11 protein-coding genes are annotated in these 16340 nt (G+C 63.3%); 5 read left to right on the forward strand and 6 right to left on the reverse strand.

Going from position 1 to position 16340, the window contains the following annotated elements; translation table 11 throughout:
• Positions 1–70: 70 nt before the first annotated feature.
• The gene (locus JQ46_RS03030) at positions 71–1909 is read right to left on the reverse strand and encodes an AMP-dependent synthetase/ligase (RefSeq protein ID WP_034985332.1); all 1839 of its coding nucleotides are present in this window, start codon (positions 1907–1909) and stop codon (positions 71–73) included.
• A 276-nt stretch (positions 1910–2185) separates the two neighbouring features.
• Here JQ46_RS03030 and JQ46_RS03035 point away from each other — a divergent pair, with 276 nt between their 5' ends.
• Positions 2186–4354 (forward strand): 4-alpha-glucanotransferase, encoded by a 2169-nt coding sequence (locus tag JQ46_RS03035; RefSeq protein ID WP_034985333.1) that lies wholly within the window; start codon positions 2186–2188, stop codon positions 4352–4354.
• A 179-nt stretch (positions 4355–4533) separates the two neighbouring features.
• Here the strand turns inward: JQ46_RS03035 and JQ46_RS03040 are convergent, their stop codons facing one another.
• Together JQ46_RS03040 and JQ46_RS03045 are read right to left on the reverse strand one after the other, a co-directional pair.
• Positions 4534–4779 carry a hypothetical protein gene (locus tag JQ46_RS03040; protein ID WP_034985335.1) on the reverse strand — a complete coding sequence of 82 codons (246 nt, stop codon included), beginning with the start codon at positions 4777–4779 and terminating at the stop codon, positions 4534–4536.
• Positions 4780–6894 (reverse strand): M3 family metallopeptidase, encoded by a 2115-nt coding sequence (locus tag JQ46_RS03045; RefSeq protein ID WP_034985337.1) that lies wholly within the window; start codon positions 6892–6894, stop codon positions 4780–4782. It lies immediately after the preceding gene.
• Between JQ46_RS03045 and JQ46_RS03050 the strand changes: the two genes are divergently transcribed.
• Genes JQ46_RS03050 through JQ46_RS03065 form a run of 4 tightly spaced genes read left to right on the forward strand, consistent with a single transcriptional unit; the run spans position 6893 to position 13105 of the window.
• Complete coding sequence (locus tag JQ46_RS03050; protein WP_051876217.1) at positions 6893–8374, forward strand: carboxylesterase family protein; 1482 nt, start codon at positions 6893–6895, stop codon at positions 8372–8374. The genes JQ46_RS03045 and JQ46_RS03050 overlap by 2 nt on opposite strands.
• Before the next feature lie 56 nt (positions 8375–8430).
• Positions 8431–9693, forward strand: a complete 1263-nt coding sequence (locus tag JQ46_RS03055) for a MalY/PatB family protein (RefSeq protein ID WP_034985339.1) — start codon at positions 8431–8433, stop codon at positions 9691–9693.
• 11 nt (positions 9694–9704) lie between these two features.
• Positions 9705–11669: an ABC transporter ATP-binding protein gene (locus JQ46_RS03060; protein ID WP_034985341.1), complete on the forward strand. Its 1965-nt coding sequence runs from the start codon at positions 9705–9707 to the stop codon at positions 11667–11669.
• A gap of 47 nt (positions 11670–11716) precedes the next feature.
• Positions 11717–13105 (forward strand): aspartate aminotransferase family protein, encoded by a 1389-nt coding sequence (locus JQ46_RS03065; RefSeq protein WP_034985343.1) that lies wholly within the window; start codon positions 11717–11719, stop codon positions 13103–13105.
• A 91-nt stretch (positions 13106–13196) separates the two neighbouring features.
• Here the strand turns inward: JQ46_RS03065 and JQ46_RS03070 are convergent, their stop codons facing one another.
• The 3 genes from JQ46_RS03070 to JQ46_RS03080 all read right to left on the reverse strand — a co-directional run bounded on the left by JQ46_RS03070 (position 13197) and on the right by JQ46_RS03080 (position 16231).
• Entirely contained in the window at positions 13197–13394 is a 198-nt protein-coding gene (locus tag JQ46_RS03070) for a CsbD family protein (RefSeq protein WP_192817228.1), read from the reverse strand.
• Between the two features lie 40 nt (positions 13395–13434).
• Positions 13435–14289 carry a 3-hydroxybutyryl-CoA dehydrogenase gene (locus JQ46_RS03075; protein ID WP_034985347.1) on the reverse strand — a complete coding sequence of 285 codons (855 nt, stop codon included), beginning with the start codon at positions 14287–14289 and terminating at the stop codon, positions 13435–13437.
• 85 nt (positions 14290–14374) lie between these two features.
• On the reverse strand, positions 14375–16231 hold the full coding sequence (locus JQ46_RS03080) for a BCCT family transporter (RefSeq protein WP_034985350.1): 1857 nt from the start codon (positions 16229–16231) through the stop codon (positions 14375–14377).
• Between the last annotated feature and the right edge of the window lie 109 nt (positions 16232–16340).

The following is a 16340-nucleotide window of genomic DNA, read 5'->3' on the forward strand; positions in this document are numbered from 1 at the left end:
GACAACTCTAAAACAAGAACACCGGTCACGCGCGGAGGCGTGGCCGGTGTCGTGGAGCGGATTTCTTAACTTACTTTGAGTTGTAGATCCAGGCGATATCGTCGGCGAAGTTCTTCGCCACAACGAAGCGCTTCAGCTTCAGCGACGGGGTGACTTCGTCGTTCTCCTCAGTGAAGTCGCGGTGGACGATGCGGAACTTCTTGATGCCCTCAGCGTGAGAAACGGTGGCGTTAGCCTCGTTGATCGCATCCTGAATCTCGGAGCGCAGAACCGGGTTCTTCGCCAGCTCGCGTATGGAGACGTTCTCGGCGATGCCGTTGTTTTCCTTCCACTTCTTGGCAGCTTCCTCGTCCAGGGAGATCAAGGCGCCGACGAACTTCTGATCGTCACCAACGACCATGGCCTGGGAGATCAGCGGGGCGGAGCGCAGGATGTCCTCCATCGGGCCAGGCGAGACGTTCTTACCACCGGCGGTGACGATGATTTCTTTCTTGCGTCCGGTGATCTTCAGGTGGCCGGTGGGTAGCAGCTTGCCCAGGTCGCCCGTGCGGTAGAAGCCGTCCTCATTGAAGGACTCGTTGGTGGCCTCCTCGTTCTCCCAGTAGCCGGCGAAAACCATGTCACCCTTCAGTAGGATCTCGCCGTCGTCGTCAATCTTGACGGTGATACCGCCCAACGGGCGGCCGACGGTGCCGATGATGTTGTCGGGCGCAAAGTTCGTGCAGGCTGCGGCGGTGCACTCAGTCAGGCCGTAGCCCTCGTACAGGTTCACGCCCACACCGCGGAAGAAGTGCATGAGCTCCGGGTTCAGTGCGGAACCACCAGAGATGGCGTAGTCCAGCTCGCCACCCATGGCCTCGCGAACCTTGGAGTAGACCAGCTTGTCGCCGATAGTGCGGTCGATCTTCTGCTTCAGCGTCGGACCCTCGTCGGTATCTAGTGCCTTCGAGTAGTCGACTGCGGCGCGCTCTGCGAAGTTGAAGATCTTAGCCTTGACGCCGCCGCCGTCCGTAGCCTTGGACTTCACGCCCGCGTGAACCTTCTCAAAGATGCGCGGCACAGAGCAGATCAGGTTCGGCTTGGTGCGTTGGAACTCGGCAACCAGGGTGCTCATGTCGCTCCAGTGGGTCTGGGTAGCGCCGCCGACGGTGGCAGCGTGTGCCATCGCGCGGGAGAACACGTGCGCCAGCGGCAGGAACGTCAGCTTGCGGTAACCGAAAGCAGCGGCACGGCCGACCGGGTGGGTCAGGATGGCACGGGCCTCAGCCAGCCAGTTGTGGTGGGTCAGCTTGCAGCCCTTCGGGCGGCCGGTGGTGCCGGAGGTGTAAACGATGGAGGCAACGTCATCGTGGCGGGTGTTGGCAATGCGCTCTTCCAGGACGTCCTGCTCGATGCCGGCTTCCTTGCCGTCGTTAACCAGGATGTCGATGGCACCACTGTTAATCTCCAGCACGCGGTTGAGGTGCGCGGAGGTATCGCCCTCTGGGCGGTCGCCTTCCTTGACGAACGTCTTCAGGCGAGTGGTGTGGCCAGACTTTTCGGAGATCGCTAACTTCGCGCCGGAGTTCCCCACGATCCACTCGCACTGGGAGGTGGAAGAGGACGGGTAGATCGGCACGGTGATGCCGCCGGCAGCCCAGATGCCGTAGTCCAGCACGGTCCACTCGTAGCGTGTGTCGGACATGATAACCACGCGGTCGCCCTGCTCGATTCCGTTGGCAACCAGGCCCTTGGCTACCGAGTACACGTCGTCCAGGAACTGGGAAACGGTGACGTCCACCCAGTCGAAGTTCTTCGGGCGCTTAAACAGCACCCCATCCGGGGACTCGGCGCCAAGGTCACGGACTGCCGTTAGGCAGGTCTCGTGCTCGTCGATCGTGTACAGGGCTTCAGAGGTGTACTCCGTCATGCTGCTCCCTTTGTTCATGTCCTGACAGTTGCCTGACCTGGGTGTTTACGTGAATAACGGGTGCAATTTCGGTCGCTGCGCCCGTAGCCTCAACGTGATTTATACTTCTACAACTATATATGAGTGGTGTGCATCACGCCGAACCTTCAGGAAAACTCCCCACACCCGCTGCCCCGCCCTTCTCCCTACTGCCTCCCCACTGTCTCCCCACCGTTCCGCTCGCCCCTTTTTACAAAAAGGCTGAAAAAGTGGAAGATGCGCCCAGTGCCCTGCACAATGGCAGTTGTGACTAGCTCTGTGGAATCCGGCGGTGCAAACGCCTCCGACGTCAATGCAATCCTCAATGAATTGGCCACCGAGTGCGGTGTGGCCACCTGGTACACCGGCCAGAACGGCCAAAGGGTAGATGTCCAAAGCAGCACCGTGCTTTTCGCACTCCGCGAGCTGGGCCTGGACCTGCCCGAGGACCCCGCCGCCCTCACCGAAGAGATTGCACAGGCGGCCATCGAGGATCTGCTGCGCGCCCGCTACAGCCGCATGCTGCCTCCCACCGTCACCGCCATCGCCGACCGCCCGCGCACCCTGCGCGTCCACTGCATCGACGGCGAATCCCTGCAGGTGCAAGTTCGCACTGAGGACGGCGAGACCATTGCCCTCGAGCAGCTCAATGAATGGGTCGATCCCATCACCGTCGGCGCTGAAGCCGCCGCCACCACTTTCGGCACCGCCACATTCCAGCTGCCCGCACTGCCCGCAGGCTGGCACCAGCTAGAGGCCCGCGCCGATTCCACGGAGGCTACTTCTACCCTGCTGATTTCCCCCCAATCCCTGGACCTGCCGGATGCCCCGCGTACCGGAGTGATGGCGCAGCTGTATTCTCTGCGCGACCGCGACGCTTGGGGCATCGGCGACTACGGCACCCTCGAGGTCTTGAGCGACTCCCTGCAAAAGCTCGGCGGGGCGGACTTCGTACTTGTAAACCCCATGCACGCAGCGGAGGCCGCTCCCCCGGTGGAGGATTCCCCCTACCTGCCGACCACCCGCCGCTACACCAACCCCATTTACATCCGGGTGGAGAACACTCCTGAGTACGCCGCACACCCCGAGCTGCACGCGGAGATCGAGCAGCTCGCCGCCCCGCTGAAGAAGCGCAACCACACGGCTGACCTGTTGGAGCGAGACCCCGTGGTGGCGTCCAAAATCAAGGCCCTGCACCTGCTGTACGCCGCAGGAATAGGCGACGAGCGCGCGGAGCAGCTGCGTGACTTCCACGAACGTGAGGGCGAGGGGCTTGTGGGCTTCACTGAATGGTGCGAGCGCGCGGCCAACGACCCGGCGCTAACCAGTGACTTTTACGCCTGGATGCAGATGCTCTGCCAAGAGCAGGAGATGCATGCACAACAAACCCTGACCGAACACATGAGCATCGGGCTGATGGCCGACCTGGCCGTGGGCGTGCACCCCGGCGGCGCAGACTCACAGACCCTGGCCGACGTGTTGGCACCCGGAGCCAGCGTGGGTGCCCCGCCGGACGGCTACAACCAGCAGGGCCAGGACTGGTCGCAACCGCCATGGCACCCCTGGAAGCTGGCGGAGGAGGGCTACCTCCCGTGGCGCGACATGCTGCGCACGATCCTGCGCACCGCCGGTGGCATCCGCATCGACCACGTGCTGGGGCTATTCCGCCTGTGGTGGATCCCGCGCATGGAATCCCCGACCCTGGGCACCTACGTCACCTACGACCACGAGGCGCTGGTCGGCGCGCTAGTGCTGGAGGCCCACCGCGCCGGTGCCGTGGTGGTCGGTGAGGATCTGGGCACCTTCGAGCCGTGGGTGCAGGATTACCTGGCCAGCCGCGGCGTAATGGGAACCTCGATCGTGTGGTTTGAGGGCGACGCCAACGGGGCAAAGCCGCCGGAGGCCTACCGACGTACCTGCCTGACCTCCGTGACCACACACGACCTGCCCCCGACCGCCAGCTACCTGCGCGGCGGGCACATCGACCTGCGCGAGAAGCTGGGGGTACTGACTCGCAACGCGGACGACGAGTTCGCCGACGATGCCAACTGGCAGGTAGACGTGCTGGGCACCATCGCCCGCCACGGTGGCTTCCGCGGAATGGACTGCGAGGGCTACTTCCTTAACGACTTGCGCCAGGAGCTCGACGATCCGCGGCACGGGCGTGAGCGCCGCCCGGATGTTTCGTACATCCTGCGCGCCATGCACCGCTACATTGCGCAGACCCCGTCGTTGCTACGCTGCGCCGCGCTGGTGGATCTGGTGGGAGACCTGCGCGCGCAGAACCAGCCGGGTACCACGCAGGACCTGTACCCGAACTGGCGCGTACCACTGTGCGATGGCGAGGGTAACCCGGTGTTGGTGGAGGATCTGGCGGACATGCAGCTGGCCCGCGACGTGCTGGCCGCTACCCGCGGCGAGGGCTAGCAGCGCGTTCGCCAGGGCCGCTCTCTCTGGAAGCTCGCTGGGCTAGAAGACGCTGGTGGCTAGCCAGGCCACGAGCAGCAGAACCAGCAGCAGGGCCAACGCCTGGCGCACCTTGGAGTGGTGTTTCATCGGCTGCTAGTCCTCCCTGTGTCTTTCACTAACTCTGTGTCCGGCTACTTCTAATGCTTCTGGTCGCTTCCGACGCTGCCCTGAGCCCCGTCGTCCAGCGGCACCGAACTGCGGCTCGCCCACATCTCGCGCAGCGAAAGCGCCCCGTGCACGCGATCTTCCTCCGCGCTGGCGGGGAAAATCCGCAGCGCGATCACCTGCCATATTAAGGCCAACACGGTGCAAACCACGAATAGGGCGAGGAACACCAGCGGGGTTTGGATCCACACCGGCGCGTTGATCAGCCATTCCATCATCTACCCCTGGCTCAAGCCGCGGCGGTCAAGTAGCGGCTGCACACTGCGCTGCTGGCCACGGAACATCCAGAATGCGTCTTCGAAGTCGATGCTAGCGCCGCGGGAGAGGATGATGCGGCGGAAACGCTCGCCCGCGAAGCGGACATCATCGTCGTCGAGGTCGGCGGCGTCATTAGACTCCCCCACGGCAGCGCCGGTATCGACGAAGGCCTGGAAACCGTCGGCGTCCAGCACCTCCGCCCACAGGTAGCTCCAGTAGTCGGCGGAGTAGCCGCCGGCGAAGATGTGGTTGAAGTAGGCCGAGCGGTAGCGCGGGGCGAGGGCGCCGTTGACGTCCACCCCGGCGCGCTCCAGGGTTTCGGCCTCGAAGGATTCCACCTGGGCGGCGGCATCGTCCGTGGCGGCGAGCTTCTCCGCCTCCGCGGCAGAGAGCTTGTGCCAGGCCAGGTCCAGCCAGCAGGCGGCCAGAAACTCGGTGGTGGCCAGCCCCTGACCCCACTTCGCCTGGGCGCGGATCGCATCGACGAACTCGCCGCTGATAACTTCTCCGGTTTCCACGTGGCGGGCGTAGTTGCGCAACACGGCGGGCTCCAGGGCCCAGTTTTCGTTGATCTGGCTGGGGAATTCCACGAAGTCGCGGGGCACGTTGGTGCCAGACAGCGTGGGATAGCGCACGTCGGAGAGCAGGCCGTGCAGGGCGTGGCCGAATTCGTGGAAGACAGTCTGCACCTCATCGAGGGTCAGCAGCGCCTGTTCGCCTTCAGCGGGTTCGGCGATGTTCATGACGTTGACCACCACAGGCGCCTTGCCCAGCAGGTTGGATTGCTCGACAAAGGAATTCATCCACGCGCCGCCGCGCTTGGTAGGGCGGGCGTACATATCGGTCAGCAGCAGGCCGATGCCGACGGGCGATTCTTCCCCCTCGGTGACCTCCCACACCCGCACGCCCGGCGCGTAGCCGGCCAGGTCGGTGCGTTCCCGCACGTCGATGCCATAGAGGCGCTTAGCGGCAAAGAAGGCACCGTCGACCATCACCTGTTCCAGCGGGAAGTACTTCTTCAGCTCCGCCTCGTCGACGTCCAACTCTTCTGCGCGCAGCTTGGCATCCCAGTAGGGCCAGTCGGCGCCGCTGAGCTCAGCTGTGCCCGCTGCGCCCGCTGTGCCCTCAGCTCCGCTAACGGCCATCTTGTCCAGCGCCCGCTTGTACTCTCCGTGCGCGTTCGCCACGGCGGCGGGCGTCACCTGATTTAGCAGTTCCTCGACAGCCGAGAGGCTACCGGCGGTCTCGGCAGCGGCTACGAACTCGGCGTGGTTAGCAAAGCCCAGCAGCTCGGCGCGCTGCGCACGCAGCCGCACGATCTGCAGCAGTGTGGCCTCGTTGCTGCCGGCGGCGCGGTTCAGCGATGCCTCGTGCACCTTCGCACGCGCGGCCGGATTCTCCAGCGATTCCAGCACCGGCTGGATGCTCGGCAGGCCCAGGCGGATCAGCCAGCCTTCCTCCCCGCGTTTGGCGGCGGCCTTGGCGAAGTACTCCTTGTCCGCCGCGCTCAGTCCCGCGACCTCGGCCTCGTCGGTCAGCAGCACCGCCGCGTCCTCGGTAGCGGTCTGCAGCTGCGCGCCGAAGGCGGTGGTCAGCTCGGCCAGCTGGGCGTCAATGTCGCGCAGGCTTTCCCGCTGCGCGTCGTCCAGCTCCGCGCCGCCGCGGATAAAGCTCTTCTTCAGCTCCCGCAGCAGGGCTTCCTCTTCGCTGCCTTCCGGTTGCTCGGGCAGGTCGCAGATACGCTCCCACAGCTTCCGGTTCAGCCAGATTTCGCTAAAGTGCCGCGCCAGCTCCGGGCTGATCGTCGCCTCAATCTCGCGCACCTGATCAGTGGCATTTGCGCCCGTATAATTAAAAACAATGGCCAGCACGCGCTGCAGCATCTGCCCCGATTCTTCCCACGCCTCGGCGGTGTTTTCCCAGGTGGGAGCCTCGGGGTTGTTCGCGATCGCCGCGATCTGCGCGGCGTGATCCACCAGAGCGGTGCGGAAGGCGGGCACCAGCTCGGCAAGGTCGACAGCCGCGAAGTCGGGCAGTTCATAAGGCAGTTCGGAAGCGTTTTGGAGGTAATCCATGATCCCCTACTCTATCCCTGAGGCCAAGGACTACGTCGATGTGGCCATCAATCAGGGTCGCAGTCGTGGCTTCCTCCGCGGTTCCGTCCTCCGCTTCGAGTCCATCCCCTATGCCTCGGGCGAACGCTTCGCCCCTCCTTCCCCTGCCGTCCCTTTTAGATTCTTCTTCGGCGACCCCTCTACCGCCACCCACCGCCAATCCCTATCCATCACCTGCCCGGTCGACGCACCCCCTTCCATCATCGAGTCTGACTTCCACCCCATGGCCAAGTCTGGATCTGGCTCCACCCCCACAGCCAGTACCAAGTCTGGGGCACCCGTAATCGTGTTCATCCACGGTGGTCGCTATGAGGAAGGCTTCGCCGACGAACTCTGGTACCAGGGTGTCCGCTTCGCCGAGGAGGGTTTCGTTTACGTTTCACTGAACTACCGCTACCGCCTGGAGGACTTCCTGCCTCTGCTGGACGAGGATCACCCCGCCGACGTGGACGCTTCGGCCGATCCGAACACCGAGCCGGAGTACTTCCGCGGCGCCGAGGATATTGTGGCCGCCCTGCGCTGGGTGCGGGACAACATCGCGGCTTTTGGCGGAGATCCGGAGCAAGTCACGCTGATGGGGCAGTCCGCCGGCGGCGCGCTGACGGCCTGGACGCTGTGCAATCCGCGCACCGAAGGCTTGGTGCACCGCGCCGTGATCTTGAGCCCCGGGTTCCCGCGCGAGGGCTGGCCGAGCCGCGAGCATGTTGCCCGCGCGGTCCTCGGCGGCCCGCTGACCAGCAAGCACCTGGACAGCCTCTCCCCCGAACAGCTGCAGCGCGCCTATCGGCGCTACGCCCGCTTCTACAGCACGGACTGCGCCGTGGGGCCGTATCCTTTCCGGCCCAGCGAGATGCGCGACGTGCCGCTGCTGATCGGTACCCTGCGCGAGGAGTTCACACAGATGCCCTTCGCCCGCGCCATCGACAAGCGCTTGAGCTCCAAGAACCCGCTGGTTCGGCAACCGGCCAAGGCGCTGGGGTGGTACGCGGAACGGAAGCTGGGGGCGCGGGTGCGGTGGGCGTCAGAAAACCCGGTAGGAATGGCCATCGGTGATTCGGCCATCAAACGCTGGGCCGTCGCGATCATGGAGGAGAAACGTGATACGAGCTGGGCCTATGAGTTTCACGGGAGCCAATCGGCCTGGCACTGCGCGGATCTGCCTTTGGTTTTTGACGCCCTCACGGTCGCGCCCAAAACAGTGAAGTATTTCTGCGGCGAGTCGGCCGCTGAGCGTTTGCAGCCGCTGGCGACGGAGTTTCACGGGATCGTCGCGCGCTTCGCCCGCGGGGAGGATCCGGAGTGGCCACGCTATGGTTCGCGACGTTTGGTGCGGCGCTTTGACACGGATGCGGCGGCGCGGGGTGAGGTGACCCGCGAGGTGGCGGAGGATGCCTACCGGCAGATTAGGGAGGATTATCCGGAGCTGTACCCGAGCTGTTAGGGCTGTTTCGAAACCCACACTAGACAGCTCGGTCTAGAGTGCTAGGGTGGGAGACTATGAACGCAACCACCCAGAACACCCAGAACGTCCGCCCGCAGGATTCCGCCGTATCCGTCCCCGACCTCGCCACGCTGCGTGCCCGCGGGACGATGAAGTGGACTGTCTACGACGAGGACGTCCTGCCCCTGTGGGTAGCCGAGACCGACTTCGACACCTGCCCCGCCGTCAAGCAGGCCATCCAGGCGGGCGTGGATCGCGAATACTTCGGTTACGAACGTCGCAACCGTTCCGTGGAGAAGGCCCTGGCCGGCTTCCTGGACCGCCGTTTCGGCTGGCAGATCGAGCCGACGTGGGTGCGGCTGGTGCCAGATGTGGTCAAGGGCGTGGCTGCGGCTATCGACGAATTGACGCCCCAGGGCTCCGACGTGATCGTTCCAGTGCCCAGCTACCACCCGTTCTTCGACGTGCCGAGCGCAGTGAAGCGCCCGAAGGTCGAGGTGGAGATGACAAAGGTGGAGAAAACCACTGCGGAGCAGGGCGAACAGGGTGCGAGCGTCGAGGAGTGGGCCTTCGACTACGCGGCCCTGGAGGCCGCCTTCGCCAGCACCGACAACCCGGCGGGCGTGGGCGCGATGATCGTCTGCAACCCGTACAACCCGCTGGGCCGCGCGTGGCGGCCGGAGGAGCTGGCCAAGCTAGTGGAACTGGCTGACAAGTACAACGTGCGCCTGATCTCCGACGAGATCCACGCGCCGGTGGTCTACGCGCCGCACAAGCACACTCCCCTGGCCACTCTCAGCGAGACCGCTGCGCGGGTGACCGTGACGGTGCTGGCCACCTCCAAGGGATGGAACACCGCCGGCCTGCACTGCGCGCAGATGATCTTCACCAACCCGGATGACCGCGCAGCCATGGCGAAGGTCAGCCCGCTGCGCACCGGATCTGCCTCCACGCTGGGGCAGGTCGCCGCCGAGGCCGCCTACACGGACGGCGAGGCCTGGCTGGACAGCGAACTGGAGTACCTGCAGGGCAACCTGGACCTGCTCGAGCGCCGCCTGCCGGAGGTGCTGCCCGGCGCGAAGTTCATCCGCCCCGAGGCCAGCTTCCTGCTGTGGGTGGATCTCAGTGAGGTTCCGGGACTGGAGGAAAAGCCGGGCCAGAAGCTGCTGGAAGGAGCCCGCGTGGCCTTCAACGAGGGCACCATGTTCGGCTCCCAGGGCGCGGGGCATGTGCGCATCAATTTCGGTACGTCCCGGGAGATCCTGGAGGAGGCCCTGGACCGCATCGCGGAATTCGCTAAGACGCATGTGAACAATTAACTTGGCTAGGTGTGATTAATGCCTTTAGCCGAATCCTGCGTTCCACTAAGGAACTGTGGCCGTTCTACATCATTGTGATGATCACCAGCCTCGTCACCGCGGGGCTGGCACTAGCCACTCCCTTCCTGGTGAAGTTGGCCACCGACACGATCGTGGACACCGTCAGCGGTGGCGCCTCCGACGCCGCCATTGAAAACGCCACGAAAACCGTCATCTGGCTCGCGGTCGGGCTACTGGCGGTGGAACTGGCGAACACCATCATCCGCAACATCGGCGGTTGGTTCGGCGACGTGATGGCGATGCGAATGCGCCAGATCCTTTCCAACCGCTATTACGCCAAACTTCTGGCCCTGCCACAGGGCTATTACGACAAGCAGGTCACAGGCACCATCATTTCCCGGTTGGATCGCTCCATCCTGGGGCTGACGGACTTCCTCAAGTCCTTCGCCAACAACTTCTTCTCCATGCTGATCACCGTGGTGATGATCCTGGTCATCACAGCGATCTACTACTGGCCGTTAGCGCTGCTACTGGCCATTATCTTCCCGATGTACCTGTACCTGACCATGCTGACCTCCCGGAAGTGGATGGTGTGGGAGAAGGAAAAGAACGAACACATCGACGTCGCCCAAGGGCGCTTCGCGGAAGTCATCGGCCAGGTGAAGGTCGTGAAATCCTTCGTCTCCGAGCTGCGCGAGCTGCGGCTGTTCCAGAAACACTTCGCCGACACGATCCAGCTGACCCGCGAGCAATCCCGCTGGTGGCACTTCATGGACATCCTGCGCATGGGCGGGATGAACATCATCTTCTTCGCCATCTACCTGATGCTGTTCTGGCGCACCCTGCACGGCGACTTCACGCTCGGCGACATGGTTCTACTGCTGCAGTACGTGGTGATGGCCCGCCAGCCGGCCGGCATGATGAGCTGGATGGTGGATACCGCACAGCGCGCCGCCGCGGGCTCCCGCGAGTACTTCGAAACCATGGAGGAGCTGGAGGAACCATCGGCCACCGCTCCCCTGCTGGAGGCCGCCCGCCCAGGCGGACCGATGCTGGTCTCCCAGGAAGATGTGGATCAGGCCGTGCGCCCGCAACTATCCGCCCCGGAAACTGGGCCGGTGATCGACTTCGACCACGTGAGCTTCGAGTACCTCAAGGGCGAGCCCGTCATCCACGAAGTCACCTTCCAGGCGGCCAAGGGCGACCAGGTGGCGCTGGTCGGTGAATCCGGTGGTGGCAAGTCCACCCTGGTGAACCTGCTGCTGGGCCTGTACCGGCCCACCGAGGGTCAGCTAAAGGTCTGCGGCAAGGACGTGGCCGACATGACGGCTGCGGAGCTGCGCAGCTCCGTCGGCGTGGTGTTCCAGGAACCCGCCCTGTTCTCCGGCACAGTGCGGGAGAACATCGCCTACGCCAAGCCTGACGCGACCGACGAGGAGATCGTGGCGGTGGCCAAGCGCGCCTTCGCCCACGATTTCATCATGCACTTCAAGGACGGCTACGACACGCTGATCGGCGAGCGCGGCCTGCGCCTTTCCGGCGGTCAGAAGCAGCGCATCGCTGTGGCCCGCGCGATGCTGAAGGACGCGCCTGTGCTGATCCTGGACGAAGCCACCTCTGCGTTGGATACCAAGGCCGAGCGCGTGGTGCAGGCTGGCCTAAACGAGCTGATGGTGGGCCGCACCACCATCGTCATCGCCCACCGCCTATCCACCATCGCCGACGTGGATAAGATCGTCACCCTGGACAAAGGGCACGTCTGCGAGGTCGGATCCCCGGCAGAGCTGGCGACCAGCGGCGGCATCTACAACGAGCTGCTGCAGCTGACCAGCTCCTCCTCCGCTGCCGATCGGGCGCGTCTGAAGCGCTTCGGCTTCGCCGAACCAGGCGCTGAAGACGACGAAGACTACGGCGAGGATTACCGCGCGGATTACGACGAAAGCCTTACGGAGCAGGCCACCCGGGAACAGTCTTAGACAGCAGCTCCGCTGCCGATGCCAACGCACAGGAGTAGCCTGGGGGAATGACTGAATTACCCCCTAACATCACCGAGTTCACTACCTTCGACGGCGCGAAAGTTGGCGTCGGTACCGAAGAAGCAAAGACCGCAGAGCAGCAGGTACGCGACAACGACAGCAACTACGTATTCCACAGCTGGTCGGCGCAAGAGAAGATCAACCCGCAGCCGCTCAGTCACGCGGAGGGCGTGTGGATCTACGACTACCAGGGCAACGGCTACCTGGATCTGGGCAGCCAGCTGGTCAGCGCCAACCTGGGCCACGCCCACCCGAAGCTGGTAGAGGCAATTCAGCAGCAGGCCACGCGCATCACCAACCAGAATCCCGCGTTCTCCAACGACGTGCGCAGCGAACTGGCCAAGGAGATCGTGGAGCAGGCGCAAGGCGACTTCTCCCACATCTTCTTCACCAACGGCGGCGCGGACGCTATCGAGCACGCCATCCGCATGGCACGCCTGACCACTGGCAAGTCCAAGATCCTGACGGCTTACCGCAGCTACCACGGCGCTACCGGCTCCGCGATCATGGCCACCGGTGAGGCACGCCGCCACGGCAACCCCACCACCGACGGCGACGTGAAGCACTTCTGGGGCCCGTTCCTATACCGCAGCGCCTTCTACTCCTCCACGCAGGAGGAAGAGTGCGCCCGCGCTCTGCAGTCGCTGGAGGAAACCCTGGTGTACGAGGACAACGTGGCTGCCGTACTGATCGAATCCGTCGTGGGTTCCAGCGGCATCATCGTCCCACCGGAGGGCTTCCTGCAAGGGGTACGCGAGATCTGTGACCGCCACGGTGCGCTGTACATCGCCGACGAGGTTATGGTCGGCTTCGGCCGCACTGGCAAGATGTTCGCCTACGAGCACGGCGGCAAGGACCTGCAGCCGGACCTGGTTACCTTCGCTAAGGGCGTGAACTCTGGTATGGCGCCGCTGGGCGGCGTGATGATGAACGAGGCCATCTACCAGCGCTTCGCCGACAAGCCCTACCCGGGTGGCCTGACCTACTCCGGCCACCCGCTGGCATGTGCCCCCGGCCTGGCTGCGCAGAAGGTCTACCGCGAGGAAAACACCTTCGAGAAGGTCGCCGAGCTCGGCGAGCGCGTGATTGCCCCGGCTATGGAGAGGATCGCGGAGAACCACCTGAGCGTGGGCAACGTCCGCGGCAAGGGCTTCTTCTGGGCCATCGAGTTCGTCAGCGACCAGGAGGCCAAGACTCCGATGGGGGGCGAGGCCATGGGTGCGTTCGGTGCCGAGCTGAAGAAGGCTGGCATTTGGCCGATGGTTTCGGGCCACCGCCTGCACTTCGCCCCGCCGCTGATCACCACCGAGGAGCAGCTGAACTGGGCACTGGAGATCGTCGACCGCGCGGCAACGGTCGTCGACCAGGCGCTGTAAGGCTCCGGCACGCGCCAGCGCGCGGGGAGCTCCCCCGGCAATAGCAAAAGTCCCGGCTGAACTTTCAGCCGGGACGTTGTCGTTTTAAGTTTTACTTCTGAGCGTCGCCCAGAACCTTGTTTACAGCGTCTGAAGCCTTGTCCTTCAGCTCGTTGGCCTTGTCCTTGATGTCGGACTTGGTCTGGTCGGCGCGACCTTCGTTGGCCAGATCCTGGTTGTCGGTAGCCTCGCCGGCGGCCTCCTTGGCCTGACCTGCGGCGCCTTCTGCCTTGTTCTTCAGATCGTCGATGGACATATGGTGACCTTCCTTTCTGTAGAGTGTCGTGAGTTTAATTGTACACGTAAAAGCCCTTGCCGGACTTGCGCCCGGTGTGACCTGCGGTAACCATGCGGCGCAGCAGCGGCGGGCAGGCGTAGCTCGGGTCGCCGAACTCCTTGTACATCACGTCTGCGATGAAGGCGCAGGTATCCAGGCCAACCATGTCGGCCAGGGTCAGCGGGCCCATCGGGTGGTTGGCGCCCAGCTTCATGCCGGTATCGATGTCCTCCGGGGTTGCCACGCCGTTTTCCACCATGCGCACTGCAGAGAGCATGTACGGCACCAGCAGGAAGTTCACGATAAAGCCAGAGCGGTCCTTGGCGCGGATGGCCTGCTTGCCCAGCTTCTCGGTGGCGTAGGTCTGGGCCACCTCAACAACGTCTTCGTCGGTGGTCAGCGCCGGGATGACCTCCACCAGCGGCAGAACCGGAACGGGGTTGAAGAAGTGCAGCCCCAGCACGCGGCCCGGGTTCTTGGTGGCGCTGGCGATGGTCTGGATCGGCAGGGAGGACGTGTTGGAGCACAGCGGCGCCTTCTGGTCCTCGACAATCTCGTCCAGCTTGGCGAAGACGTCCTTCTTGATGTCCTCGTTCTCGATGATGGCCTCCATGACCAGCTCGCGGTCCGCGAAGTCCTCGAGCTTGGTGGTGAAGGTCAGTCGACCCAGAGCTGCGTCGCGGTCCTCCTCGGACAGCTTGCCGCGGCTGACGGCCTTCTCCAGGGACTTCTCGATGCGAGCCTTACCCGCATCGGCAGCCTCCTGCTTGGCTTCCCAGACCAGCACGTCGCTTCCTGCCTTGGCTGCCACCTCTGCGATGCCGGATCCCATCAAGCCTGCACCGATAACACCTACACGCTGAACCATGGTCACTCCTTTTTTATAGGTTTATTCGTACTTGATCCAGCCTACCGATGTTGTAGGTGCGATTGTGCTTAACGGTTTTCCTGATCTATTCCTTATTGACGCCCTCATCTTCCGCTGAGCTTTCGTCCTCAGCCTTCTCTTCCGTAATCAGTTCGCCCTCCTGGTCATACATCGGGCGCGCGGGGGCAACTTCTGCCTCATTGTCCACGTCACCCACGATCCCGAGGTCACCCTCAATGCGCACGTTGCCGGGGATAACGAGGTTGCCTTCCGCGTCGTACTCAAATCGCGCGTGCTCCTTACCCTCGTTGTCATAGCCAGGTGACGGGCGAGCCTCGTGCTCGGCCAGCTTCTCCGCGGAGTCGGTCTTGCCCCACTGGCGACTCGGCGGCTCGGGACGCGCCGCAGAGTCGTCGTTCATTCCCTTCACAAGGGAGAACATCATGACGAAGTTGAACACCACGAACGGGAAGCCAATGATGATCACGGTTTGCTGCAGCGCGTCGATGCCGGAATCTGGAGCCATGATCAGGATGGAGCCGGCGACCGCGCCGATCATGATGCACCACAGCAGGCGGTACATCAGCGGGGTCTTACCCTCCTCACCGGCGGCGAACATGTCGGTGATCAGCGCGGCGGAGTCGATGGAGGTGACAAAGAAGATGGCGATAACGAATAGCGCCAGGATGCTGATGGCCATGGTCCACGGGAAGTGCTCCAGGAAGGTGAACAGTGCTGTGGCAGGATCGCCTTCTTCCACGATCGGCTGGGTCAGCACGCCAGGTTCCTTCTTTTCGATGTCCAGGCCGGCGTAGCCAAAGACGGAGAACCATAAGATGGTGAATGCGGTCGGCAGCAGCAGCACGCCACCGATGAACTCGCGGACGGTACGGCCGCGGGAAATGCGGGCAACGAACATGCCAACGAAAGGCGACCAACAGATCGTCCACGCCCAGTAGAAGACCGTCCACTTACCCTGCCAGCCGGGGTTTACCTGCTGTGAGTCGGACCAGAACATGATCTTCGGCAGGTACTCCGCGTACAGACTGGTGGCATCCATCGTGCCGCGCAGCAGCAGAAGTGTTGGGCCGGTCAGTAGCACGAACACCATTAGCAGAGTTGCGGCGAGGATGTTGATGTTGGACAGCCACTTAATGCCCTTAGATAGTCCCGTGGATACCGAGATGGACGATGCCGCCACGATGACGACAAGGATGCTGATCTGCACCCAAGCGACGGTCTCCGCACCAAACACCTTGGCCAGACCAGAGTTGATCTGCAGCGTACCGAGCCCGACCGAAACCGCGATGCCGAAAACGGTGCCGATGATAGACAGGGCGTCAATAAGCTTTCCGGGCCACGAGTAAATGCTGGCGCCAAGGATGGGCGCGAAGATACTAGATACGCGTGGTGGTAGGTGGCGCTTGTAGATGAAGTAGCCCAGAGCAAGACCCGGCAGGGCGAAGATAACCCACATGTGCAGGCCGAAGTGATACAGGGTAAAGCCCATGGCCTCGCCGATCGCCTCTGGACTCATCGGTTCTGCGTCCTGCATGGGCACGTTGACGACGTGGTTCATCGGCTCGGCCACACCGTAGAACATCAGCACGGAGCCGAGGCCACCGGCGAAGAGCATCGCAAACCAGGACATAGTTCGGAATGCAGGCTGCTCGCCTTCCACACCCAGGCGCATGCGGCCGAAGCGGGAAACGAAGAGAACGATGAGGAACAGGAAGGCCAAGGAGATGCTGCCGATGTACAGCCAGTTGAGGTTCTCCAGCAGCCAGTTGGCACCGCCCTGCAGGGTTTCTGCGGCTCTGTCCTTGAAGATGATCGCGTAGCTGACGAAGGCAACGATGAAGCCAAAGGCAACCCAGAAGATTAACGGGTCGACTTTTACTTTTTCCGCGTTTGCCTTAGCTGTAGATTTTTCGCCTTCCATGGCGGGATCACTCCCCAGTTTCGGTTCTCGAACGTGTGTAGGTCTTGCCTTACCCTATCCCCTCGCCCGGACAATCATGCCCTCAGCGTGAAAATAACTGGTTGCAGCA

Source organism: Corynebacterium jeikeium, assembly GCF_000738175.1.
GTDB classification, from domain to species: Bacteria; Actinomycetota; Actinomycetes; order Mycobacteriales; family Mycobacteriaceae; genus Corynebacterium; species Corynebacterium jeikeium_C.

Bases quoted from the DNA above. Each gene is read 5' to 3' on its own strand.
- JQ46_RS03030 (WP_034985332.1), bottom strand. From the start codon at position 1,909: ATGACGGAGTACACCTCTGAAGCCCTGTACACGATCGACGAGCACGAG.
- JQ46_RS03035 (WP_034985333.1), top strand. From the start codon at position 2,186: ATGGCAGTTGTGACTAGCTCTGTGGAATCCGGCGGTGCAAACGCCTCC.
- JQ46_RS03040 (WP_034985335.1), bottom strand. From the start codon at position 4,779: ATGATGGAATGGCTGATCAACGCGCCGGTGTGGATCCAAACCCCGCTG.
- JQ46_RS03050 (WP_051876217.1), top strand. From the start codon at position 6,893: ATGATCCCCTACTCTATCCCTGAGGCCAAGGACTACGTCGATGTGGCC.
- JQ46_RS03045 (WP_034985337.1), bottom strand. From the start codon at position 6,894: ATGGATTACCTCCAAAACGCTTCCGAACTGCCTTATGAACTGCCCGAC.
- JQ46_RS03055 (WP_034985339.1), top strand. From the start codon at position 8,431: ATGAACGCAACCACCCAGAACACCCAGAACGTCCGCCCGCAGGATTCC.
- JQ46_RS03065 (WP_034985343.1), top strand. From the start codon at position 11,717: ATGACTGAATTACCCCCTAACATCACCGAGTTCACTACCTTCGACGGC.
- JQ46_RS03075 (WP_034985347.1), bottom strand. From the start codon at position 14,289: ATGGTTCAGCGTGTAGGTGTTATCGGTGCAGGCTTGATGGGATCCGGC.
- JQ46_RS03080 (WP_034985350.1), bottom strand. From the start codon at position 16,231: ATGGAAGGCGAAAAATCTACAGCTAAGGCAAACGCGGAAAAAGTAAAA.